The 22,145-nt window shown below is 33.3% G+C and carries 27 protein-coding genes; 11 read left to right on the top strand and 16 right to left on the bottom strand.

Annotated elements, in window-relative coordinates; all coding sequences use genetic code 11:
* The first annotated feature begins 12 nt into the window (after positions 1-12).
* Positions 13-960 carry a calcium/sodium antiporter gene (locus ACX12B_RS05065; protein ID WP_459352960.1) on the top strand — a complete coding sequence of 316 codons (948 nt, stop codon included), beginning with the start codon at positions 13-15 and terminating at the stop codon, positions 958-960.
* A gap of 24 nt (positions 961-984) precedes the next feature.
* Here the strand turns inward: ACX12B_RS05065 and ACX12B_RS05060 are convergent, their stop codons facing one another.
* Positions 985-2,463, bottom strand: coding sequence for a thrombospondin type 3 repeat-containing protein (locus tag ACX12B_RS05060; RefSeq protein WP_459352959.1), 1,479 nt, complete (start codon positions 2,461-2,463; stop codon positions 985-987).
* Between the two features lie 275 nt (positions 2,464-2,738).
* On the opposite strand from ACX12B_RS05060, the gene ACX12B_RS05055 reads away from it, so the two are divergent.
* Together ACX12B_RS05055 and ACX12B_RS05050 are read left to right on the top strand one after the other, a co-directional pair.
* Positions 2,739-3,254 (top strand): winged helix-turn-helix transcriptional regulator, encoded by a 516-nt coding sequence (locus ACX12B_RS05055; protein WP_459352958.1) that lies wholly within the window; start codon positions 2,739-2,741, stop codon positions 3,252-3,254.
* Between the two features lie 27 nt (positions 3,255-3,281).
* Positions 3,282-3,638, top strand: coding sequence for a hypothetical protein (locus tag ACX12B_RS05050; RefSeq protein WP_459352957.1), 357 nt, complete (start codon positions 3,282-3,284; stop codon positions 3,636-3,638).
* Positions 3,639-3,860: 222 nt separating this feature from the next.
* On the opposite strand, the gene ACX12B_RS05045 is transcribed toward ACX12B_RS05050, so the two are convergent.
* Positions 3,861-4,232, bottom strand: a complete 372-nt coding sequence (locus ACX12B_RS05045; RefSeq protein WP_459352956.1) for a hypothetical protein — start codon at positions 4,230-4,232, stop codon at positions 3,861-3,863.
* 141 nt (positions 4,233-4,373) lie between these two features.
* Here ACX12B_RS05045 and ACX12B_RS05040 point away from each other — a divergent pair, with 141 nt between their 5' ends.
* Together ACX12B_RS05040 and ACX12B_RS05035 are read left to right on the top strand one after the other, a co-directional pair.
* The gene (locus ACX12B_RS05040; RefSeq protein WP_459352955.1) at positions 4,374-5,003 is read left to right on the top strand and encodes a hypothetical protein; all 630 of its coding nucleotides are present in this window, start codon (positions 4,374-4,376) and stop codon (positions 5,001-5,003) included.
* A 150-nt stretch (positions 5,004-5,153) separates the two neighbouring features.
* Positions 5,154-6,008: a hypothetical protein gene (locus tag ACX12B_RS05035; protein WP_459352954.1), complete on the top strand. Its 855-nt coding sequence runs from the start codon at positions 5,154-5,156 to the stop codon at positions 6,006-6,008.
* Positions 6,009-6,053: 45 nt separating this feature from the next.
* Here the strand turns inward: ACX12B_RS05035 and ACX12B_RS05030 are convergent, their stop codons facing one another.
* Positions 6,054-7,457: a hypothetical protein gene (locus ACX12B_RS05030; protein WP_459352953.1), complete on the bottom strand. Its 1,404-nt coding sequence runs from the start codon at positions 7,455-7,457 to the stop codon at positions 6,054-6,056.
* 397 nt (positions 7,458-7,854) lie between these two features.
* On the opposite strand from ACX12B_RS05030, the gene ACX12B_RS05025 reads away from it, so the two are divergent.
* On the top strand, positions 7,855-8,184 hold the full coding sequence (locus tag ACX12B_RS05025; RefSeq protein ID WP_459352952.1) for a hypothetical protein: 330 nt from the start codon (positions 7,855-7,857) through the stop codon (positions 8,182-8,184).
* A gap of 153 nt (positions 8,185-8,337) precedes the next feature.
* Here the strand turns inward: ACX12B_RS05025 and ACX12B_RS05020 are convergent, their stop codons facing one another.
* Positions 8,338-8,775 (bottom strand): universal stress protein, encoded by a 438-nt coding sequence (locus tag ACX12B_RS05020; RefSeq protein WP_459352951.1) that lies wholly within the window; start codon positions 8,773-8,775, stop codon positions 8,338-8,340.
* A gap of 5 nt (positions 8,776-8,780) precedes the next feature.
* Positions 8,781-9,221 (bottom strand): universal stress protein, encoded by a 441-nt coding sequence (locus ACX12B_RS05015; RefSeq protein ID WP_459352950.1) that lies wholly within the window; start codon positions 9,219-9,221, stop codon positions 8,781-8,783.
* Between the two features lie 132 nt (positions 9,222-9,353).
* Between ACX12B_RS05015 and ACX12B_RS05010 the strand changes: the two genes are divergently transcribed.
* Positions 9,354-9,791, top strand: coding sequence for a hypothetical protein (locus tag ACX12B_RS05010; protein ID WP_459352949.1), 438 nt, complete (start codon positions 9,354-9,356; stop codon positions 9,789-9,791).
* Here the strand turns inward: ACX12B_RS05010 and ACX12B_RS05005 are convergent.
* From ACX12B_RS05005 to ACX12B_RS04990, 4 genes are all read right to left on the bottom strand, one after another.
* Positions 9,784-10,578 carry a helix-turn-helix transcriptional regulator gene (locus ACX12B_RS05005; protein ID WP_459352948.1) on the bottom strand — a complete coding sequence of 265 codons (795 nt, stop codon included), beginning with the start codon at positions 10,576-10,578 and terminating at the stop codon, positions 9,784-9,786. The genes ACX12B_RS05010 and ACX12B_RS05005 overlap by 8 nt on opposite strands.
* A gap of 108 nt (positions 10,579-10,686) precedes the next feature.
* Positions 10,687-11,232: a hypothetical protein gene (locus ACX12B_RS05000; protein ID WP_459352947.1), complete on the bottom strand. Its 546-nt coding sequence runs from the start codon at positions 11,230-11,232 to the stop codon at positions 10,687-10,689.
* A 149-nt stretch (positions 11,233-11,381) separates the two neighbouring features.
* Positions 11,382-11,519 carry a hypothetical protein gene (locus ACX12B_RS04995; RefSeq protein WP_459352946.1) on the bottom strand — a complete coding sequence of 46 codons (138 nt, stop codon included), beginning with the start codon at positions 11,517-11,519 and terminating at the stop codon, positions 11,382-11,384.
* Positions 11,520-11,557: 38 nt separating this feature from the next.
* Positions 11,558-12,313: an asparagine synthase C-terminal domain-containing protein gene (locus ACX12B_RS04990; protein ID WP_459352945.1), complete on the bottom strand. Its 756-nt coding sequence runs from the start codon at positions 12,311-12,313 to the stop codon at positions 11,558-11,560.
* Positions 12,314-12,386: 73 nt separating this feature from the next.
* On the opposite strand from ACX12B_RS04990, the gene ACX12B_RS04985 reads away from it, so the two are divergent.
* From ACX12B_RS04985 to ACX12B_RS04975, 3 genes are all read left to right on the top strand, one after another.
* The gene (locus tag ACX12B_RS04985) at positions 12,387-12,665 is read left to right on the top strand and encodes a 4a-hydroxytetrahydrobiopterin dehydratase (protein ID WP_459353024.1); all 279 of its coding nucleotides are present in this window, start codon (positions 12,387-12,389) and stop codon (positions 12,663-12,665) included.
* A gap of 60 nt (positions 12,666-12,725) precedes the next feature.
* The gene (locus ACX12B_RS04980) at positions 12,726-13,541 is read left to right on the top strand and encodes a 6-pyruvoyl trahydropterin synthase family protein (protein WP_459352944.1); all 816 of its coding nucleotides are present in this window, start codon (positions 12,726-12,728) and stop codon (positions 13,539-13,541) included.
* Between the two features lie 123 nt (positions 13,542-13,664).
* Positions 13,665-14,546: a hypothetical protein gene (locus ACX12B_RS04975; protein WP_459352943.1), complete on the top strand. Its 882-nt coding sequence runs from the start codon at positions 13,665-13,667 to the stop codon at positions 14,544-14,546.
* A gap of 229 nt (positions 14,547-14,775) precedes the next feature.
* On the opposite strand, the gene ACX12B_RS04970 is transcribed toward ACX12B_RS04975, so the two are convergent.
* Positions 14,776-15,075: a hypothetical protein gene (locus tag ACX12B_RS04970; RefSeq protein ID WP_459352707.1), complete on the bottom strand. Its 300-nt coding sequence runs from the start codon at positions 15,073-15,075 to the stop codon at positions 14,776-14,778.
* Between the two features lie 362 nt (positions 15,076-15,437).
* Between ACX12B_RS04970 and ACX12B_RS04965 the strand changes: the two genes are divergently transcribed.
* Complete coding sequence (locus ACX12B_RS04965; protein WP_459352942.1) at positions 15,438-15,779, top strand: winged helix-turn-helix domain-containing protein; 342 nt, start codon at positions 15,438-15,440, stop codon at positions 15,777-15,779.
* Positions 15,780-16,268: 489 nt separating this feature from the next.
* Here ACX12B_RS04965 and ACX12B_RS04960 read toward each other — a convergent pair whose 3' ends face one another.
* The 6 genes from ACX12B_RS04960 to ACX12B_RS04935 all read right to left on the bottom strand — a co-directional run bounded on the left by ACX12B_RS04960 (position 16,269) and on the right by ACX12B_RS04935 (position 22,065).
* Positions 16,269-16,412, bottom strand: a complete 144-nt coding sequence (locus tag ACX12B_RS04960) for a hypothetical protein (RefSeq protein ID WP_459352941.1) — start codon at positions 16,410-16,412, stop codon at positions 16,269-16,271.
* A gap of 197 nt (positions 16,413-16,609) precedes the next feature.
* Positions 16,610-17,443: a hypothetical protein gene (locus ACX12B_RS04955; protein WP_459352940.1), complete on the bottom strand. Its 834-nt coding sequence runs from the start codon at positions 17,441-17,443 to the stop codon at positions 16,610-16,612.
* Positions 17,444-17,587: 144 nt separating this feature from the next.
* Positions 17,588-19,903, bottom strand: a complete 2,316-nt coding sequence (locus tag ACX12B_RS04950; protein ID WP_459352939.1) for a valine--tRNA ligase — start codon at positions 19,901-19,903, stop codon at positions 17,588-17,590.
* A 15-nt stretch (positions 19,904-19,918) separates the two neighbouring features.
* Positions 19,919-20,536: a pyridoxal 5'-phosphate synthase glutaminase subunit PdxT gene (gene pdxT / locus ACX12B_RS04945; protein ID WP_459352938.1), complete on the bottom strand. Its 618-nt coding sequence runs from the start codon at positions 20,534-20,536 to the stop codon at positions 19,919-19,921.
* Positions 20,533-21,501, bottom strand: coding sequence for a pyridoxal 5'-phosphate synthase lyase subunit PdxS (pdxS, locus tag ACX12B_RS04940; protein WP_459352937.1), 969 nt, complete (start codon positions 21,499-21,501; stop codon positions 20,533-20,535). Before pdxS ends, pdxT begins: the two co-directional genes overlap by 4 nt.
* Positions 21,502-21,531: 30 nt before the next feature.
* Entirely contained in the window at positions 21,532-22,065 is a 534-nt protein-coding gene (locus ACX12B_RS04935) for a hypothetical protein (RefSeq protein ID WP_459352936.1), read from the bottom strand.
* Positions 22,066-22,145: the final 80 nt, after the last annotated feature.

The raw sequence follows: 22,145 nt of genomic DNA, 5'->3' as shown, positions 1-22,145 counted from the left end.
CAGGACATCATCTTGGAATTGATTTTTAATTTTTTGCTTGTTGGTGCAGGTTTGGCCATGCTATATTTTGGAGCAGAATGGTTAGTCAAAGGATCAATCTCAATATCAAACAGATTAGGGATTAGCCAGCTAGTAATTGGTCTTACAGTTGTAGCTTTTGGTACATCTGCACCAGAACTGGCTGTCAGTATTTCCTCTGCAATGCAAGGGTTGTCTGATGTGTCTGTGGGAAATGTTGTAGGCAGTAACATTGTAAACATTGGTGCAATTCTGGGAATTTCTGCAATACTTAGTCCAATTATTGTATCAAAATCTGCCATAAGAAAAGAAGTACCAATAATGATTGGAGTTTCATTTCTACTGCTTGCAATAGTTATGGATGGAAAAATTGATTTTCTTGATGGAATACTACTTGTAATTGGAATTATTGTTTTTACAGGATACAGCTATCGTAGTTCTAAAAAAGATACAGATACAAAAGTCATCCCATCATCTCAAATATTACAAAAAAATATTTTTTCAAAATCAATTATTTTCATAATAATTGGGCTAGTGTTACTAACTGGAGGTTCATTTCTTACAGTAGATAATGCAGTAATCATTGGCACAAATTTTGGAGTATCTGAATTATTTATGGGACTAACCGTGGTTGCCATTGGTACATCACTTCCAGAACTAATCACATCAGTAGTTGCAGCAAGAAAAGGTCATGCAGATCTTAGTGTGGGAAACATTGTAGGAAGCAACATCTTCAACATTATGGCTATTTTGGGAATATCATCTCTAATCTCAGGAATTACTGTTAGTGAACAAGTACTCATAGATGTTGGAATTATGTTGGGATTCAGTCTTGTGTTAATTCCAATAATGCGTAGTGGTTTTGTCATATCCAGAAAAGAAGGAATTTTCTTAATTGTAGGATATGTTGTTTATGTGGGATTTTTGTTGTACCGACAGTAACTGCTTGATTTTTTTACTTTATTACTAGTCTAAGGGCGTTATCATTACTAATCCTGAATTATCAGGAACAAATTTTATCATAGAAATATCTTCTCCCAAAATATTTCCCTTTGACTCTAATTCATTTGGGAGTTGCCCATTTACTGTTACTACCATTTTTGGAGCCAGGTATTCATTTGGAATGTACATCACCACATATTGAGGTCTGTCAATTACAAAGGAAATCATTCCTGCCTCAGGTACTAGTTGAAAGTCAGATATTATTGCAGGACTTTGTATGTCAATCACTTTGGAGGTTCCTTCTACAAACTGTGGCTGGAATTTTTCTCTGTTATCTAATGTCAAAGGCTCTGTTTCATATTTTTCTGAATCCTGAATCTCCAACCTCAAGCCTTCAATACAATAATTTTGAGATTCTTTATGTTCAATAAATTTACAAAATTCAGATCCTTTATTCATATCATGATTTGTAAAAAACGCAAGGGTTGTTCCAATAGACATACTACATTCTACAAAATCAACATTGTTCAATTTTGATTCATCACACAAAGATGAGATTGTATTTTGGTTCACTCCTTGTCTGGTCAAAACATTATCAGTGTACTGCATCATCACACCTTTAACACATAATCTGTCTTGGTAAAATGACATGTCATGACACATATTCAAAGAAGAATTCAAATCTTCATTAAAAAAATGCACTAGTCCATGTCCCAAACCATGCACACAGTCTTGATAGTTTGATGAACCTATCAATTCATCACAAATTGATTTGTAATCTGATGGGAGTGTTTTATTATTTTCTTGTACTTCATGAAAATATGCAGCTAGAACACCGTGAAAGTATCCACCCCTGCACATGGTTCCATCCATTCCAATAAGGTTTTCAATAACATTTGGACTCTCGGCAAAGGCAACATGTCCTATTTCATGAGAGACAAAATGACAATCATCAATGGTTCCGATTTTAGATAACGCTATTGAGAGTTCTAATGCATCTGAATTGTTTTCCTCATTTTCTGCAATCATTCCAAAAAATTCAGAATAGCAAACAAGACGTAGTGTTCCATCATCCATGTCAGCACATGTACGAATATCTTGCAAATACTTTACAGCTAGAGCCTCTGAAGGCAATACAGGAACTACATCATCAATATCTAAAATTCCGTCATTATCATCATCTGTATCTCGGTTTGAACCTATTCCATCAAAATCAAAGTCTGCCCAATCAAAAGGATTTGTGTCAAATTGGTCAAGCAAGTCTGACACTCCATCATTATCATCGTCAATATCACATTCATCGCCTAGATTATCAAAGTCAAAATCTGCCTGATCAAAATTAGCGTTATTTGGACAGTTATCAAAAGAGTCAGCCACTCCGTCGTTGTCTTCATCAAAACCTACGGGGTTGCCATTAGATATATCATCATAATTTAGCAAAAAGAAAGTAGATAACAAACCAATTGCTATGACGATTGGAATAATGAAAAATCTACTAATCAATTATTTTTTTTTTGAGAACTTGAATATACTTTGTTTGTGATACAAGATTGAATTTAAGAAATTTTGCAAGAGATGTTTTTGTTACAATCTAAAAAATAGGCAGGGTAGATGAACATAGCAGTCGAACAGTCAAGAAAAAATTACCTGCCGTTCTTACTTCAAATTACTCTCTAAAACATTCTATGATACAAGTCTAGATCTGACAAAACAAAATTTATCAAAAAACTGTAATTATTTGTAGAATAGGTTAAATCCTTGATTTCAGGATTGAAAATATGCACGAAATGGTAGATTCTCCACAAGTAAAGATTCTTGAGTTCATCATAAACAACCCTAGTTCCCACCTAAGGAAAATTAAGAACAATCTGGGTTTCTCAATGGGTACAGTTCAGTATCATCTGAATATTCTTGAAAAAGAGGGAAGGGTAAAATCCGTCAAAACGAAGTTTTACAAAAATTATTATCATATTAATGAATCAGATGAACAAATCTTATCTGTTTTTAATTTAGACTCCCCACGAAGTATTCTCATGTATTTGTTGCAACATGAACCATCAACACATCAAGAAATAGCAAAAGGAATTGGATTATCATCTTCCACTGTTAGCTGGCATATGAAAAGATTGATGGGGTTAAATGTAATCGAGTCAGAATATTCAGGAAAATATACATTATATCATCTTGCCAACAAAGAAAACGTATTAGAAAATCTTAGAAAATGCAAGTCAACTACATGGAACTCCATGGTAAACAACATGATAGATGTATTTTCAGCATTTGAGCAGAAATAATCCAGATCTAAAATGTTGGAAACATACTTGTTAGCAATATCAGATATTTTCCTACAGTTTGATTACCTCAATCCATTTGATGATCCAGGAGATGTTGTTACTGAAGACGATGTTATTGCAGGTTCTGTAACTGTTGCCATAGCAGGACTATCCATATTCTTGACAATTATGGCAGTTTCAGCGTATAGAAAAACAAGAGTTTCTCAGTTAAAGTACATTGCATTGGCTTTCTCATTGTTTACAATTTATCTTGCAACAGAAGCATTACAAGAATTATTAACATTTGATGATGACTCTTTTGACTTGTTTTTATCAATTATCATGATGCTGATTCTACTTTGCTTCTTTTTTGGAATTATTAGAAAAAAGAAAGACAGTGTTTAGTAATGATGTTTGGTCTTTATTTTTGGACTCAGTCTTAGTGCAATGTTACAACATGGGCATCTGAATCCATCTATTCTCAAAAAAATACAACAACAAGAACACCATTTGAAACCATTTTCATAGCTTAGTTTGTTTGAATGCCCAAAATCATTGAAATTTTCACACTTGTTATTGCACATAAAAGCCATCTTACATCCCAAAATCACTAGGATCTCTCAAAAATCATATTATTACATACGTAGTAGATGCAATCTGTTTTCCATCATATTCTAACACTAACTGATATTCTCCTGCTTCAAACTTTCCATCGATAGGGATTATTGTGAAAAAATCCCCCTCATTGGTTCCTGTGGTGTTGAATTTAGTGATTTCTCCAGTAGGAGATACATTAAGCAAATGAACAACAGTTCCACGTTCATAATCTGAAACATATCCAATTACAGTCAATTTCTTAACTTCCGTAGAGTATTGGGTTTTTGTTATCTCGTGAGAATCTAATGTAATGTGACTTTCTTGAATTTCTGAAAATCCCATACCTGTAAAACCAACACCAAGTAATGCTAATACTAAAAATCCAATTACAATGACTTGCATACAAAATCAAATGGAATCATATTAAAAGTAATTGTGATACAAGCTTCGATTTGTATTACGCATAATTGTTTTTGTTTTAGATTAAGATTGCTACTGTCTTCTGATTAACCGCTAAATGCAAAAATCAAATTAGCAGAACTAATGACGAAAACCAAAACCAACTATGCAGTCTATGGTGTAATTCTTGGAGTAATGTTATTGTCAACTATATCCATTGATAGTACAACATTCCAAGTGTTTGCTCAAACAACAAATGAATTTACTGTAAGAGATTCAGAACAAATCAAATCAGATCCTGTAGCAAAATCTATCCTTGAAAAGATTGAACAGATGAAAAAGAACCTGGCAGAAATTAGTGAAGAAAAGAAGAGACAACAAGCACATCAAAAATTCATTGACCAACAAAGAGAACTTGCAAAACAAGAACTAAACAAAGAACTAGACAGGATACATGAAAAATACAAAGATTACACTCCAAAAGCATCTTTTAGTAGTTTTGTAGCCTCAAAACCTGCTCAAACTCAGTTAGTCTACTGGGATATGTTCAATTTCCAACAAGAAAAGGTTGCTGATGCACGAAAAGCCATGAAAAATGTTCTTGATAATGGAGGTTCGCTTCAGGAAGCCAGAGACGCATACCATAAAGCCGCATCTGTAAAAAGAATCCAGTTAATTGACATCACAAAAGATCTTAACCTCAAACATGGATTGGCAGAAGATTCAGTTCAGTCAACCTTTGACAAGTATGGAAAACTTCCAAGGTATGACTAGCTAATTTTTTTATTTTTTAATACAACCTTCGATCCGACTCTACAAATTTCAAATTCATTGATCATTTTTTTGAATATTGCAAATTAACTTGTTTTTTCTAAATTCTATTACATGTACAAGATAGTTTCAGTGATACTGTTCACAAGTTTGATGACTGTATTGCTTGCAACTCCTGCATGGGCTGTGGAGGACTTTATGCTTAGTGTAAGCAGTTTGTCTGAATACCAAGAAGGTGAACACTCTGTTATTACTGGCAAAACAATGACGTTGGATGAAAAACCTGTTTCTGATGTTCTAGTTCACGTATATTTTCCATCTGGAATCATAAAGACTGTAACAAATTCAACAGGACAGTTTTCAGCAGTATCTCCTGCGGTTTTGGATATTGGAGAGTATAGCACGACAATTTCTGCAAAAAAAGATAACAAGTATGCCAATACAGAAATCACATACTATGTTGTAGAGACTCAAACAAGAACAATACAAGTAATTGAACCTGTAAAAGAAACACCAAAAGTATCTGACAAAAAAGTAGAGTTGGATCCTTTCTCAAAAATGATTCAGGAACTTGAAAAACAAAAGTCTGAAAATACGAAACGAGACAATGTGATAAAAGAGCAAAAAGAGATTGATCATAAAAGACGACTTGCACAAGAAGACTTGCAAAATGATTTGAAAGAGGCTGAAAAAAGAAATGAGGTGAATAGTCCTAGGAATGTTTTCTACAGATTCATTCAAGAGGTAGACAGTTCTGTTAGAGGAATCTTCTGGCAACAATTCTTGTTTACAGAAAAGATTACTCAACAAGCACAGGAGGCAAAAGAAAACGCTCTAAAAGATGGGAAATCACCCTTTGAAGCCATGAAAATCTTTCAAGACGAGGCTGCTGTAACGCAAAAAGAAGTCATGGAAGTCAACAAGAACCTCAGTGTAAAGTATGGAAATGCCACATCTAGTATTCAAAATATGTTTGATGAAAATGGAAAGCTTCCTAGAGAAGACTGACATTTGAGAACAAATTTTTCTATTTTTTCATCTAGAATGCAAATCTTAAGATATTTTGTATATTACTTGAAACTCTGTTGTAGCTTTGTCGTCTCCGTCCTCAACTGATACAGTATACACTCTGGATCCTCCTTTATCTGGGATTTGCCATACTTCTGAAAAAGAACCATCATTTGTAACTTCTGGAACAATTTCATAAAATTCATCAGAAGACTTTATCTGAATTATTGTTTGGGATTCTGAAGTAATACCTGTACCTGAAATAATTACAAATTCTCCTTGTGAATATGGTTCTTCTTTATCAACTTGTATTGTTAGGATTTTGTCATCTGTTACTACCTCAAAGGTTACCTCAGAAACTCTTTCTCCATTACTTGTTTTAATCGTCCAGACTCCACTTTGTTTTCCAAGAGGAATCTCTAATGGATATGAGAATTTTCCATCAGTATCAGTATAGTATTCAATCATATCAACTATTTCTCCAGTAGGATCAAACAATTCTATTAGGATCTGTGTCATGTCTGAAGATTTTCCAATGAGAAATACCGTCTCGCCAAGATTGTAATAATTGTCATCTATGATGATTTCAATAGGGTCAGTTCCTACACCTAGTCCTACTGTAAACTCTTCGATGGTTTCTTCAGATGCATGATTCAATACTAGATAGTAATTTCCTTTTTTGTAGTCTGAAAGATCAAGTAAATATTCAGCATGACCTGTTGAGTCTAGAGTTACTTCTTCTTCAAAAATAATATCATTACGAGAATTAAAAACTGTCAATGATATATTTGATGAACTAGAACCAAAAATTTCAACTGAAACTTTTGAGTTCAAGTCATTATGAAATTTTTCAATTACAGCAGCAATCTCTTCGGTGGCTTCTCCAATATGTACAGGAACAATTTCAGAGTCCTCATGTTGTTTTAGAATCAAAAAGTATGACCCTTGTGTAAATGTCTCATCAGGAATTATTTCAAATCGTACATGACCAGAATCACCAATCTCTAAAATGTCTACATATACAACATCTCCTTTAGAATCTTCCAAGGATATTTCCAGATCGATGTTGGGTCTAGCCTCCCCAGTAAACACCATTGTAGTACCTAAAGCATAGATGTCACGAGCAGATTTTACTAGAATTGTTTCAGGGGACAAGTCTACATCTATTGGATCTTCATTTGAAGAATTGTTATTTTCTGGATCCACTATGTTATTACCTATAATCACTGCCCCTTGTGTGATAATCCACCTTTCCACAGAGGATAATTTTGCACATATTGCATCACCATTACTTCTAATCATTAATTGGAATCCATTTTTGCATATTACTTCTTCTGCTGGCACTCCATTTGCCATCTGCTTTCGGGGGGAATCTATGTCTCCTAATGCCATAGAAGAAAATAAACTAGCAAACAAAACTAGAAAAGCAAAAATAAAAATGGGTTTCACATATTCAAACAAACTTTTCATAATTAAAACCCTTTTTACACAAAGATACTTTTCTATTTTTCCAATAACCACTTGTCGCAAAATCAAAGTTTTCATTAGTAGGATGTGAAAAATATTTCTGCCTAATTGGGATAAGATGTCAAAGGCAGATTATTTTATTTTTCAGTATTAGTTGTTGTAGAATTATTTTTTCTTTTTACCCAAGGTAAGTACCTCCAAAAAACAACATTGAATTACTGGTATTTGGGCGAGTCAAGAGTTGATTTAATCTTAGCCGAAGTCAACTAATTCGTTTCTAATATACACACCATTAATGTTTAATTTTATGAAATCCGTGTGTAAAACAGAGTTTCATACTAAATCTTGTATTTTTGTAGGGTTGCCTATCTTAATTTCTATGACATTGTTTCCCATGATCTTTGCAGATGTTGGCGAAAACTCTGTCGTATTAAGTTCGTATGAAATAAAAAAACCACAGCACATGACAGGGACTGTTCCATTAACTGTAACAGGTTACATTCAAGATTATGAAAGAGGGGATACTATCAATCTGTTTATCACAGCTCCTTCAGGAGAAATCAAAGAATATCACAGTTCAGGCACAAAAGATGGTCATTATTTCATAACAATTTACATTGATGCGCAATTTGAATTAGGAGAACACCAACTAGTTTCAACATACAAAAACGAATCTAGTTCCATAGTATCATTTAACATAATCGAATAATTTTCAGTCAAAACTGTTACAAGGATATAATCAGAATAACTAGTTTTTTGGAAAATTAATTATCAGTTGTTTCATAATATTTTGAAGGTCTGCCAAACATTTTGCTACAAATCTTACATGGATCGTCAATGTGACATTCTGGAAGATAACAGTTCATTGTAACCTCAATATTGAACAGTCGATGTTTTTAGAGATTTTGTCTACAATACTTTCATGAATTTCAGTTGTGTTGATGTTTTTTGAAGGATTCATTACAACTAGATCAACATCAGATTTGTTTGCAAACTCTATGATGTGCTCGTGCGGATCGATATCAATCTCTTTGATTTTGATTGCAACATTTGCACCATGTTTCTTTGCAATATTTCGGAAATTTTCTGCATTTTTCTGTGCTGTATTAATCTCGTTTGCTTCATTGAGTTTGTCTGTTTTTGTTTTAAAAAAGAAAAATCGAGGTATCTTTTTTTCAATGAGTTGAAGAATAGTCAGCTTTCCTCCATGGTTTGCAGCAATCTTTGATGCAGTTTCAATTGAGTTGTGTCCGTTTGAAGAGCCATCAAATGGAACCAAAATATGTTTAAAATCAGTCAATCATATCACCGCAAATAAAGAAATGAGCAGGGAGAGTTGTTAAAGACGTTACGTGTTGTCTCCTCAAGATAAATTTTGTCTGTATGAGACTTTGGATGAGTCTTAGTCATTGTAATAAGATCTATCTTGTGGTCTTTAGCATAATCAATGATAGTCTTTGATGCAATATCACATTTTACAACTTTGGTTTTTACTGGAATGTTGAACTTTTTGGCTAAAGTTTTCCATTTGGAAATTTTTGATGTGATTTTCTCTCGTTGTTTTTTCAAATGTATTTTATCAGATTTAGATTTAAAGAAACCATAAGAAATCTTCTCTTTTAGGCACGTAAGTAAATGAATTTTTGAATCATTTTTCCTAGCAACATCTAAAACATTAGAAAATGCTTTGTCAGTTCCATGATTTCCCACAAAGGGAACTAGGATTTGTTCTGTGTTTTTCTGCATGGGTATTGTTTGAGTGGAAATTTAATTAGTTCTCATAAGCAAATTAGCTTAATTTCAACACAATAGCTTATGATTTGTTTTAATGTATTAATTCCATAATATAGTATAAACAAAAATTATTTCCTTTAGATTATGAATGTAAAAAAACCTAAAATCAAAATTGGACACAACTTACGTGCACCAAAAAGAAAGAAAGTGAGAATGAATCCATTAGGAGTGGAAAAGAAAAGACTGAAGAAAAATCACGGTAGTTCAAAAGCTATGCAAAAAATGAGAAAAAAGAATAACAAAAAAACACATACTAAAAATCATCTCCACATAAAAGAACAAATAAAATCTGAAAAACAGATTCAGCAAAAAAATTCTGAAGAACTAAAAAGAAACATAAAGAAACTTCAAACCCTTTTGATTTCACTTTCAGGGTTAGAAGAGCTATCTGAGACATCAATAAAGCAAATTCAGCAAAAACGTCTGAAAATCTGCAGAGATAATGAAATGATACTTGAAAAGATCAACACATCTGCAAAAAAACTAACACAATACGAATCAAAATACAGAGATTCTAAGTAGATTTTTGTTTCAGTGTTTTTGATTTTTTCCAGACAAAATCAAAATAATCTACACACCATTCATGAAAAGCAGAATCTGTACTGTAAAACATGTGTTTGAGATCAGGTTCGTTTGTAACAGAAGGAAAAATTACTCCTGCTTCTTTTTCATTTAACAAGACAATAGTATGAACGGTTTTTGTGATTCGTCTTTGGATATGGCCGTCTTGTATTAGTTTGTAATAGCCACTTTTCTGCAAAGTTTCTTCCCTGTTTTCAGGCTCTAATAGATTGTTTGATATGACATGTTTGTATTTGGCACCATCTTTGATTCGTGCAATTAGAGATTTGATTAAGCCCGGAGGGGATTCTGACACTATATCGCACACATAATTTTCAGCATTTTTGTATATAGAGTCCCATTTTTCCAAAACCTTGGTTACTCCTCTAATATGAGTAGTAGATCCTAAAACGCTTAATCTCTTTGTAAATTTTGAGGGAATGGGTTGAAGATTATGATTTTCAAAAAATTGTTGATTCTTTGTAAGAAATTTTATCAATGGAATTTGAGAGAGCATTATTTTTCCTTGAGAGGTAATTTCATATTTTTCATCTAGTCCCTTTTGAACAAGACTAGATTTTGAAAGCCTAGTAAGATTTCTATGTATTTCTTGTGCAGTGACATCAAGTTTTGTTGCAAGTTGAGTAACACCTGAAGGTTTGATTGAAAGGTTAGATAGTATTTGGAGTCGCTGTTCACTAGCAAGGTCTAGAAAATAACTTGCAATTTTTTGAAAATCTTCAGTCAATACTAGTAACAAAACTTTGTACTTATTAGTAATTTTCTAGGTTACAATCCAAGAACCAAATCCGCAAAGGCTTGAGACCATTCGTGGAAGTAATTTTAGAATAAATTTCTAAGATGTTTCAAAGTCAGTGTCTAGGCTTTGGGACATAAAGTCTATTGCAAGTTGAAGTGTAGTGCTAGAATTTGAAAAAAATCCTCTGAATTGCTCACCATCAATTTCTTCACATACAAGACCACACATTGATTTTTTATTCATCGATATGACAACCCAGTTTTGAACAAGTGAATTGTCTTTACAATCAATTACAGTTGAATTTTCAGGCATATCTTTAGGGTTTGATGGAAAATGTCCAATTATGTAAGAAAATGGAACAGAATTCAGTACATCTAGTATTCTTTTTTTACTTAGATTGAACCTATCGATGTTTTGAAAATCAAGTAGTAGAGGGAATTTTTTTTGAACAGCATGATTTTCTATTAATTTTGATACACGTAGCAATCCGCTTCTTTTAGCAATATAGTTAGTTTGATGGTTTGAAATTAGTTCATCAAACGAAGTTGAAAGAAGGTAATCATTTGTTTTTTCCAGGTAAGGTTCTTGAGCCAGAGGTGATTGAAACACATAATCAAGTAATTGAGAAACGTGGCTTTTCATTAAATTTCTAAATTCAAACTAGCATTAATAATTTTTAATTAATTACCAAATGAAATTATTGAATCCTATTTTTGGGCAATAACATATGTAAATGAAATCAAATTGGTTTAAAGAAAAAAAGAGGATTATTAATCCTCAGATTAAAAGAATTATTTCTTTTTTGAAGCTTTTTTAGCGGTTGTTTTTGCTGCTGCTTTTTTCTTAGCTGCCATGGATGCCATTAGTTTACTAGGATTTCTATAGGTGAAATTAAAAAAAGTACACAAATCAAGTGATATTGCAAGCATAATTTTAAACTCCAAATTAGATTGATTTTGGTTTTAGTTCATCTAGTCTTTAGCAGAGTTTTGTGAATCTTTGAACCATACTGTAGTGCTTTCTTTCTCTTGTTGCACGAAACTTCAGGAACACCGACTTGTTTTGCTAGTTTGCGAATAATGTGTTTGCGGTAGATATCTTCTGAATCAGTAATCTTGTCTGAGATGGGAACAGTCTTGGCATAATCAATGAAATCTGAAGACAACAATGGTTGTAGAATGGTTACCCCAAATTCAGATGCAATCAGATTTACTGCCTTCATCATTTTCAGTTCATTGTCTAGTTTTGCATCCATTACTTTGTTAATTTCTGATTCACCACCAGAGAATGCTTCTCTATAGGCGTTATATCCACAAAACAATTCGTCAATTCCATTTGCAGTAATTACTGTATCAATTCCTAAACTCTTTGCAAGTTTTGATACATAGTAAAATGCAATACAGTTTTCATTCCATGATAGATTGTCAGTTTTTATTTTCTCATGTATACTAGATGGTATTGATGGAAAGTCTTTAGGATCAATTTCTAAAATGTGATGAGGATAGCCTAGCTGTTCATTGACCTCTTTTGCAAATATAATATCATGGGATTCAGAAAATCCTATGGTAAGTAGTGTAATGTCATAGTTCATGTCCTTGCAAATTTTTGATACTAGTGTACTGTCAACTCCACCTGAATATGCAATTCCAATTTTTTTATCAGGAATGATTTCAGTAATGGCAGTTTTGATTTTTTCAAATAATTTTTGGTACTGTTCCTCCATGTATATCACTAAATTCTACAAAGGGTAATGAATCAAACTCTTTAACTATTAATGCAATGAAATAATACCAAATATCATGAGACTATCACAAGAAGAAATTACTGCAGAGCTGAAAAATCTACCAGGATGGAGCATGGTAAATGAGAAACTACACAGAGAAATAGAGTTTGAGAATTTCAATCAGGCATTTGGGTTTATGGCCAGAGCAGCACTGAAGATTGAAAAGATGAATCACCATCCAGAGTGGTTTAACGTGTATAACAGACTAACAATAGATTTGATGACTCATGATGCAGGAGGTATCACTAGTAATGATATCAATCTGGCTCGAATCCTAAATTCCCTACTTTGAGTATTTCTAGGCACAAAATTTTCAGAATTTATATAATGACTCTGGGGCAAATCATTTCACATGGCAACTAGTCCCACAATACTGGATTCAGATTTTCGATATATCGATAAAAAGGGAAACCTCATGAAGACTCGAACAGAGTTGACAGTAGCCCAGATGCTAGACTTTTTGGAAGACGAATACGAGTACAATCACAAGGTTACATTGAAAGATGGAAGTGAAGTTACAGTTGATTTTAAAACTGACAAGGGACTAATCGAAGTAATTGACAATGAAGACGACATTGCCAAATACAAACTAGTCAAAGAAGACTTTCCTGACCAGAAAATTATGGCAATTGGACACGGAAAATATGCTGCACAGCTAAAAGAATTGCAAGACATTGTATTTTATGACAAGACACCTCAAACTGGTTCTATCTTTTTAGATGATGGCTCCTTTGCATTTGATTATGCACACATCTTGCCACTAGTTGAGAAATGCTCCATACTACACGGACACACATCATCAGTAATGGTGGAATTAGTCGGACAGATGAAAGACAATTTACTTGTAGACTTTGGTGTTGCAAAAAGAATCGTCAAAGAAGTTTTAGGTGCATTTGATCATAAATTTTTCATTAACAGAAAATATCTAAAGACTGAAGATGACACTCACTATGTCATTTCATTTGAGGGTCCTAAGGGAAGATTTGAGTTGCAAGTTCCAAAAAATACAACTTATCTTTTAGAAGGTGAAGCTACAGTAGAGAATCTATCTAGTGAACTAATAAAATTACTAGCACCAAAAATGCCTGCAAATGTAGAGGCAGTAGGTGTTTACATCTATGAAGGGTATAACAAGGGTTCCCATATCATTTCAAATATATCAAGATAGAATCCCGATCTGCTAACTATGCAGAACTATGCAACTTTTTGAAAATGAATTGATTTAGTGTTGACCTGGGGTCAGCTATTTACTCCGCAGATCCCCTAAAAGAAATAGGCACATAATAGAGTCATGGCGTTAGTAGAGCCTACAAAGAAAGGTGGAAGATACACCATAAAAGAACAAGAAGAGAGAAGAATTCAAGTTTATCATTTACATTTTGAGGAAAACAAATCTGCAGTAAAAATTGCAGAGATACTTAATGTAAATAGAAATACTATCAATGAAGATATCAAATTTTGGGAAAAACAATTTGCAAATGATATTAAAATATATGATCTAGTTTCAAAAATAAAATTACAAATCCAAAAGATGGAAATGCAAAGAGAAAGATTACATGAAGATTTGGAAAAAATAGACATATTTTCTGAAAAAATTATAGTTGAAAAATTTATCAATGATATCGATAATAAATTGATTCAATTCTATTCCAAGATAATGTATCAAGGAAAAAATTCTCTTGAGTCTAATATGTATGAAGAGATTCACGAAGAAGAAGTTAAAGAATTTGTTCGAGAATTAATATTTTCTGATGATGATCCTCACTCTGAAGATATTTATTTTCTTAATGATCTAAAACATAATTTTATTAAAAAAACAAAATGTAATTTGGATTATTCTGAAAAAATTATTAAAAAAATGTTTGATGATGGATTATCTCTTTGTGAAAAAATTGATCCTCCTGAGTTTAAAGTAATCCATACTAATTTTCCAAGATATGTTATTTCAAAATTTGCATTGATGCGTGGATATCTTACAAAAGATGAAATTGTTAAAATTTCGAATAAACGAACAAAACAAGTAAAAAAAATTGAAGAGGAAGAAGAGAGGCAGTATCAAATTGAACAAAAAGAAGAACAAGAAAGGAAAGACCGATTTATCAAAAAATATGGTTCAGTCTTAAAATGGTCTAATGCCGTTTGGGATAGATTTTATTCATATGAAGAACCATAATGCTATAGAATCTCTGTTTACATCTAGAAAGTGGTTATTTTTGATCTTTTTACACGGTTTCTGAAATGAGTCTTGAACCAAAAGTAATGGTCTCTCGAGGTGACTTGTCAAATTAGTTCAAGTCCCTTACAATTTTAGGCGTGGTTTGCACGCCAAATACTGTTTACCGAGTATTGGCCACTATGATCGTGAATCATTTTTAGATATAAAAAATAGGAAAATCTTTCAGTTATTTTGATAAAACTGAAAGTATAGGCATTGCATCCCACTGGTACATATGATGTACTAGCACATTTTCACAGGCATCAGAATATTCTTGATAGAATTTTTTTGCATCTTGTTCGGTTGCTTCAAAAACTGCCATACCACTTGGTTGACCGTTAAAAGAGCCAGACCACATTGTTCCCTTTGAGGATTGCCAGTTATCAACTAGAGATATGATATTTGGTCTAATCCTTTCAATATCTTGTTCTGAAGCATCATCTCCAATCGAGCTAACTATTACCCATGGTTTTAGTTGATCAGACATGACATGTTAGATGCAAATTAGAAATTAAAGATAGAGTTGGTTGTAATAGGATAATACAATTTTCTATCTCAAAAGCCTAGAATAGGAAAATAAAATCATCATCTATTTTATTACAATTATCTTGTAACAAAATATGTTCAAACCATGTTTCTTACCCTGACACTCCTTTACAAACAAGGTTTTGAACCAAGGAAAGCATTAACGCAATTTAAGGTTCATCCACATGGAAGTTGCTATTGGCATAACTTCGAATAAACTGTGTTAATGCTTTCTTTGATAAAATTAAATTTCATTTCAAAAGGATATTCTAGATTTTTAGAGTATCTGGTTTTTTTATATCTAGAAAATTGTTCAACTGCCACATGGCAAAAAAAGTAACACCGTTAATGGTGGAAAAATATGATATTTCACACAAGATTTTCAAGGAACTTGCAAATTTAGAGTCAAGACACATTTTATTTTTAATAATAAAGGAGCCAAAAAGAGCTCAAGATATTTCCAAAGAGACAAAAATTCCACTTAGTTCAGCTTACAAAAGAATACAGAGTCTCAAAAACTGTTCATTAATTTCTGAAAAAACTGATTTTGCAGAAAATGGACACGTGATTGTGTTTTATCAAAGCATGATCAAAGATGTAAAAATCAGCATCACAAAATTAGAGCCATCCATTTCATTTACCAAAAACCCCAATACGAAAAAATGAGCAAATTAGCATCTCTGAAAATTTGTGTTTTATGTGGAGGAATTTATACAATATATGCACTGACAAAGTCAAAAAAATCTTGCCCTAAATGCAAAGGATTGTTGGTTCCATAATGGCTTGTAGAGGAATTTGTGAGAGGTTTCGTGCAGAAGCTCAGAGATACAGATATGGAGTAAAGAGATGTACTTCTTGTGACACATATCTTGAATATGATGGATTTCAGTGTCCATGTTGCAGAACACATCTACGTGCGAAAAGAAAGACTAAGGGATACAGAAGTTAGATGAGTTGTTGAAGTTTAACAGTCACAATTACTACTGTTACCTCTTCTAGGATTACATATTTTGCAATCAAGTAAACATTTGTCTTCAGGGCAATAGCCACAAAACTGCTTCTTTTTTGTTGAATCATCCAACATACTTCTTTTTCTCATTCAAATTACAAAAGAGTTATTCTATATCTAAATCCCAAAAGACTTGAATCATCATTTTATTTGAGATTTTTACGTAGTGTTTCGTTGACCATTCTAGAAAAACTTACAGATACTGCCATCTCTTTGATCTTTTTTGATTGTTTTTCTCGTAGTTTTTTGTACAGATCATCATCTAATACTATGGTTATTCGTTTTGACAATGATTAAAGAGGTATTTTTTCTCTTTTATACCGTCTGTATTTTTTGATAATTGTATCAAGAATTTAGGTTTGAATCCACAAAGGCCCATATACCAAATTGGGAATTAAATGAGATTCAAAATTATGCCACCATCAAAGAGACTTTGTAAGTTGGTTTAGGACTCTTGGATGTTTACTCTTGCAGTCAAGAATAAAATCTAGTTTTCATTTTCACTCCAGTTAGAACCTAGGGCATTTTCAATACTATTTGTTGGCAAACCTTGTTCTTGAAGATCCCACAAATTAATGGAATGATGAATTATTTCAGGATAACTGCATGGTACATCAACTGGTATTGAAACTGATTGATGCCAAAACAACAAGATTGGTTCATTTTCAATTGTAATCGGTCCCATGTATTTTACAATGCCAAGTCCAGGAAGATACGGTTCAGATAGATCAGGATGAAATTCTGCATAACCGTCTTTTCCGATATTTGTACAAAGGACTGCAAAAGTATCATTTACTCTGAAATTTGCATGATATTCAAATTCAGGTATTGGTTTGTAGCCAGTTGACCATTCGTAATTATTCTGGCCAAATTCAACATTGATAGAATTATTTTCTAAAAGTTCAATTTTTTCCATTGCCATCATGTTTGGATTGTGATTAACGGGAAGATAGTCATAATGTCCATCTCCTTCATAAAAGATAGCATTTCTCATATGTTCAATGAGATCTTTGTCTGTTTTTATCCATCCACAATTGTTTGAATTAATATGGTGAGTTTGGTTATTCCAGTCAAAATACCAATGTGCAGGTTTCTCACCAGTATAATCACACCAGTCAAAAATTCTTTGAAGATCATCTATAATCATTCCATTTTTATCATATTGTAGACCAAAATTCAATTCGTTGTTTTCATCAAGATATTTTTCATAACGAGGGATTATTTCTGATTTAGGTATAGGATTTTCCATAGTACCAATAGCAAATGCAATAATCACACCAGCAAAAATTATTCCAAGAATTACCAAAAATCTAGCCTTCAATCATTCAAATTCAAGTTATAATATTCATAAGTACTTCGTACCTTTTACTCTTGAGAGATAAACCACATGAACAATCAAAGGGCCCTTAACTTTTAGTTTGAGACTGTTAACCAAGTTAACCCGTTAATCTTCGTAAACAGGTAATCATTCTAAGTTATGCATTGATTGCAAATCTTTCTTAAATTCTGATAAACTATCAGGAACTTCAATTGCAATAGAATCCTTTAATGACAATTCCTTTGCCTTTTTCTCATTCCAAACTTTAGAGTTAAACTGCACCACTTCTTCAGTGATTTTAGAGAAATCCTCTACATCTTCAGATTCTGCTTGTCTTTCTGTGTGAATACTAGTCTCAGAGTATAGTGTCTGCCACAAATGTTCTGTGATAAATGGTGTAATTGGTGCCAGTAATTTCAAAATTGTAGAGAGTGTCTTGTGTAATGTGTAAATGGCAGCATCCCGTTCTTCTTCTGAAAATCCCTCTCCATATGCACGTTTTTTGACCATTTCAATGTAATGAGCTGCAAATAAATTCCAAGTAAATTCTCTAATTGCAATTGCTGGAACAAAGAAATTGTATTGGTCATATCCTTTCTTACAATCTTTAATCAAATTATTTAGTTCAGATAAAATCCATTTGTCAACTGTAGTTGGTTTACCTTCTTTGATTACAGTAAAACTAGACAAAAATCTTGAAACATTCCATAGTTTGCTCAAAAATTTCTTGGTTGACTCTATCTTTTGTTCGTTGCATCTAAAGTCATATCCGTGATTAATCTCACTTGCACTCCAGAATCGAAATGTGTCAGCTCCAAACTTTTCAATTACTGGAAGTGGATCAATTGCATTTCCCTTACTCTTACTCATCTTCATTCCTTTTTCATCCAAACCATAACCCATGATCCAAGCTTCAGTCCATGGTTTTTTGCCAGTTAACATGTCACATCGCAAAAGTGTGTAATACAACCATGTTCTTACGATATCTTTTGCTTGAGGTCTAAGTGATGTTGGATATGTTTTCTCAAAGAACTCAGGATCCTTGTTATACTTTGTAACAAACAGTGGTGAAACACTAGAATCCATCCATGTATCAAATGTTCTATCCTCACCAGTAAATTCACCATTTCCACACTTTGTACATTTGTCAATTGGGCATTTCTCCTTCCATGGTTGATAGTATTTTCCAGGTTCTGGAACATGTGGTTCATTACAACTAGAACAATACCAGATAGGAATCTCTGTTCCATAGTATCTTCTTCTTGAAATTGGCCAGTCAATGGATATGGAATCAAGCCAGTTCATCAAAATTTGCTTGTGCATAGATGGGTAAAACGTGATTTCTGAGCCTAATTTTCGCATTTTTTCAACAGAATCTTTCTGTTTGAGATAATATTCCTCCATTGGAATAATCTCAATTGGAATCTTACTTCGCTCTGAAATTGGTGTACGATGATTAATCTCTTCAATTTTCTCAACAAATCCCTTTGATTCTAAATCTGAAATAATTTTCTCTCTTGCTTGTTTTGGTTTTAGTCCTGCATATTCCCCTGCAGCTTCAGTCATTCTTCCATCCAAACCAATTGCAACAATCTCTTCTAACTCCATTTCTCTAAACAATGCAACGTCGTTTTGATCACCGTAACTACAAACCATTACAGCTCCTGAACCAAAGTCTTGCTGAGCTGAATGGTGAGTTTTAATTTCAACTTCAGCACCAGTGATTGGTACAACCACTTTACTTCCAACAAATTGAGCATATCTTTCATCTTCAGGGTTTACAATAATGGTACGGCATGCACAAAGTAGTTCTGGTCTTGTACTTGCAATGATAATTTCTTTGTCTGTATCTTTGATTTTGAATTTCATGTGAACTAGCTTTGTCTGCAAGTCCTGATATGCAATTTCAGCATCAGCAATTGTAGTTCCTGAAACCCAATCATAGTTGTTGGGTCGAGTAGCTAGAACTATTTTTCCCTCCTTCCATAAAGTGATGAATGTTGATTGTGTTAGTGCACGATACTCTTGTGAATCTGTTCTGTAATGGTTCTTCAAATCTCCACTAAGACCAAGATTTGTCATAATCAGTACCATCTCTTCTTCTAGATCATCTAGTGCTTCTCTGCACAAATTCAAAAATTCTCCACGTTCTGTTTCTCTCATTCTGATGTTGTGTTTTTTCTCAGTGTAGAACTCTACAGGTAAACCATTTCTGTCAATTCCAATAGGAAAGTAGACATTTTTTCCATTCATTCTTGCAGTTCTTGCAATCATGTCTATCTGGGAATAGTGAGCAGCAGCTCCAATGTGCCAAGGCCTGCCTGAAGGGTATGGTGGAGGTGTATCTATGGTGTAGTTATCATCAGTTGGAGTGAATTTGTAAAGGTCTGAATCCTGCCATTTTTTTAAAACCTGTGCTTCTAATTCTGGATTCCAAGCTTTCTCTGTAATTTTTGGGTCCATTTTTTTAATTTGAAATTATTGTTTTGAATCTTTAACTAACTTTACAAAATATTTGTGAACTGCTAAATCGTCAGTTAGTTCTGGATGAAATGATGTTCCAATGATGTTTCCTTTTTTGATTGCAACAATCTTTTCGTTAATTTTTGCAAGAACTTCAATGTCATCTGAAGCAGATGAGATTGCAGGTGCACGAATAAAGACACCATTGTAGTTTGGAATTCCAATAGAGTCCATTGAGATGTTTGCTTCAAATGATTCGCGTTGTCTACCAAAAGAGTTTCTTTCAAGTTTGATATCTAGAAAATCAAATAGTGGTTGTTCTGTTTTCCCAACAACTTTGTCACTTGCATCATTTGCCAATAGTACCATTCCAGCACAAATTCCTAAAACTGGCATTCCAGATTCTACTTTTTGTTTGATTACTTTTTGAGAGCCATTAACTAGAGATAATTGTCCAATTGTAGTGCTTTCACCACCAGGAATTACTAGTCCATCCATTGCAGATATCTCCTCAGGAGTTTTTACAACATGAACAGTTGCTGTTTCATTCAAATCAGCAATTGATGCTACTAGTGATGATACATTTTCTGCAACATCTCCTTGTATTGCTAGAATTCCAATTTTGGCACTCATGCTGAACCGCCTCTATCTTGCATACGTAACTCTAGTGTTTTAACATCTAATCCTAACATTGATTGGCGTTCATCAATCATTTTTTGTGCTTCTTTTACCTTATCAGTCTCATCCCAGAATGTAGTTGCCAATACAATTGCTCTTGCACGCTCTGGTGCATCATTTGCATTAAAAATTCCAGAACCAACAAAGATTCCATCACATCCAAGTGACATTAGATATGCTGCATCAGCTGGTGTTGCAATTCCTCCTGCTGCAAAGTTCACAACAGGCAATCTACCTAGTTTTGCAGTTTGCTCTACAATATCATAAGATACTTTGAACTCTCTTGCCATTCTAACTAAATCTTGATTATCACCAGAATCATACATTGATTTGATTGTTCTTAGTTCATCATTTACTTTTTTAATATGAGTAATGGCTTCTGCAACATTGCCAGTTCCAGGTTCTCCTTTTGTTCTGATCATTGCAGCTCCTTCTTCAATTCTTCTCAAAGCTTCTGCTAATGATCTTGCACCATTGACAACAGGTGTTGTCATGTCCCATTTCCAAATGTGACGTAACTCATCAGCTGGAGTTAACACTTCAGATTCATCAATCATGTCAACATCTGTTTCTTGCAAAACTAAAGCTTCATTGACATGACCAATTCTACATTTTGCCATTACAGGAATTGTAACTGAATCCATAATCTCTTCAATAATTCTAATACTTGCAGTTCTTGCAACACCACCTGCCTTTCTAACATCAGATGGAAGTTTGTCTAATACCATTACAGAAACCGCGCCTGCTTCTTCAGCTATTTGTGCTTGCTCTACATTTGTGACATCCATTACAACTCCATTTTTTAGCATGTGGGCAAATCCACGTTTTAGAGTTGAAGAGCCACGAATAATATCAGATGATTCTGATTTTTCAGAAATTATTCCTTTAGCATCTTTGCGTTCACCAGATAGCGGAAGCATGTTCTAATTTTTCCTACAGGCTATTTGTACCTATTCACTAATCTCAGAAATTATCTGGTCTAGTTCAGCTTCGACCATGGTAATGATTGGAGGAATAAAACCACCAGTTGCGTTTTGTTCTGGCCAATGAATTTCCTGGGAACGGCCATTCAAAGTTATTTTTACATTAGATTTTTGAAACTCTGTTGCATTCTCAAAAATTGGAAAAGATTCAGATGGAATTTGCATAAAGCCAGTCTCTTTGATTAGTGCCTTTATCTTGTTTAGTTTTTTCTCATCTAGTGTTGACCGAATGTCTGGCTGAAGATATCCTTGTTCAGTTACAGAATATTTTACCTCACCATCATTTTTGATTGTTAGAATCTCTGTCTTTTGTGCACCAGTACGTTCTGTTACTCCATAATCAATTTTCTTTAGTTGATGTTTTGTGTATTCAATGTCTAGTCTATCAAAAGAGTTTGCAGCTGAAATTGGAATTTCATTTTTTGTTATTAGTGGAACAGAAATTAGTAATGCAATGATAACAGGAATTGCTCCTAATGCAAGCATCATTTTTTTTACCATAATTTTCTCGACTATTCCAAATTGATGAGTATTGCAAATAAATCTTGGTTAAAAATAAGTTAAAATTCTAGATGAATATG

Source organism: Nitrosopumilus sp. S6 (assembly GCF_054515815.1).
The sequence above is the reverse complement of the archived record's forward strand: the minus strand, read 5'-3'. Positions and strand labels throughout refer to the sequence as shown.

Coding starts and splice junctions, on each gene's coding strand:
- ACX12B_RS04935 (WP_459352936.1), bottom strand. CDS start 22,065: ATGGTAAAAAAAATGATGCTTGCATTAGGAGCAATTCCTGTTATCATT.
- ACX12B_RS04990 (WP_459352945.1), bottom strand. CDS start 12,313: ATGGAGGAACAGTACCAAAAATTATTTGAAAAAATCAAAACTGCCATT.
- ACX12B_RS05025 (WP_459352952.1), top strand. CDS start 7,855: ATGACATTGTTTCCCATGATCTTTGCAGATGTTGGCGAAAACTCTGTC.
- pdxS (WP_459352937.1), bottom strand. CDS start 21,501: ATGCTTCCGCTATCTGGTGAACGCAAAGATGCTAAAGGAATAATTTCT.
- ACX12B_RS04980 (WP_459352944.1), top strand. CDS start 12,726: ATGGCAACTAGTCCCACAATACTGGATTCAGATTTTCGATATATCGAT.
- ACX12B_RS05010 (WP_459352949.1), top strand. CDS start 9,354: ATGAATGTAAAAAAACCTAAAATCAAAATTGGACACAACTTACGTGCA.
- ACX12B_RS05040 (WP_459352955.1), top strand. CDS start 4,374: ATGACGAAAACCAAAACCAACTATGCAGTCTATGGTGTAATTCTTGGA.
- ACX12B_RS05035 (WP_459352954.1), top strand. CDS start 5,154: ATGACTGTATTGCTTGCAACTCCTGCATGGGCTGTGGAGGACTTTATG.
- pdxT (WP_459352938.1), bottom strand. CDS start 20,536: ATGAGTGCCAAAATTGGAATTCTAGCAATACAAGGAGATGTTGCAGAA.
- ACX12B_RS04975 (WP_459352943.1), top strand. CDS start 13,665: ATGGCGTTAGTAGAGCCTACAAAGAAAGGTGGAAGATACACCATAAAA.
- ACX12B_RS04965 (WP_459352942.1), top strand. CDS start 15,438: ATGGCAAAAAAAGTAACACCGTTAATGGTGGAAAAATATGATATTTCA.
- ACX12B_RS05000 (WP_459352947.1), bottom strand. CDS start 11,232: ATGAAAAGCCACGTTTCTCAATTACTTGATTATGTGTTTCAATCACCT.
- ACX12B_RS04950 (WP_459352939.1), bottom strand. CDS start 19,903: ATGGACCCAAAAATTACAGAGAAAGCTTGGAATCCAGAATTAGAAGCA.
- ACX12B_RS05015 (WP_459352950.1), bottom strand. CDS start 9,221: ATGCAGAAAAACACAGAACAAATCCTAGTTCCCTTTGTGGGAAATCAT.
- ACX12B_RS05045 (WP_459352956.1), bottom strand. CDS start 4,232: ATGCAAGTCATTGTAATTGGATTTTTAGTATTAGCATTACTTGGTGTT.
- ACX12B_RS04995 (WP_459352946.1), bottom strand. CDS start 11,519: ATGCTTGCAATATCACTTGATTTGTGTACTTTTTTTAATTTCACCTAT.
- ACX12B_RS04970 (WP_459352707.1), bottom strand. CDS start 15,075: ATGTCTGATCAACTAAAACCATGGGTAATAGTTAGCTCGATTGGAGAT.
- ACX12B_RS05055 (WP_459352958.1), top strand. CDS start 2,739: ATGCACGAAATGGTAGATTCTCCACAAGTAAAGATTCTTGAGTTCATC.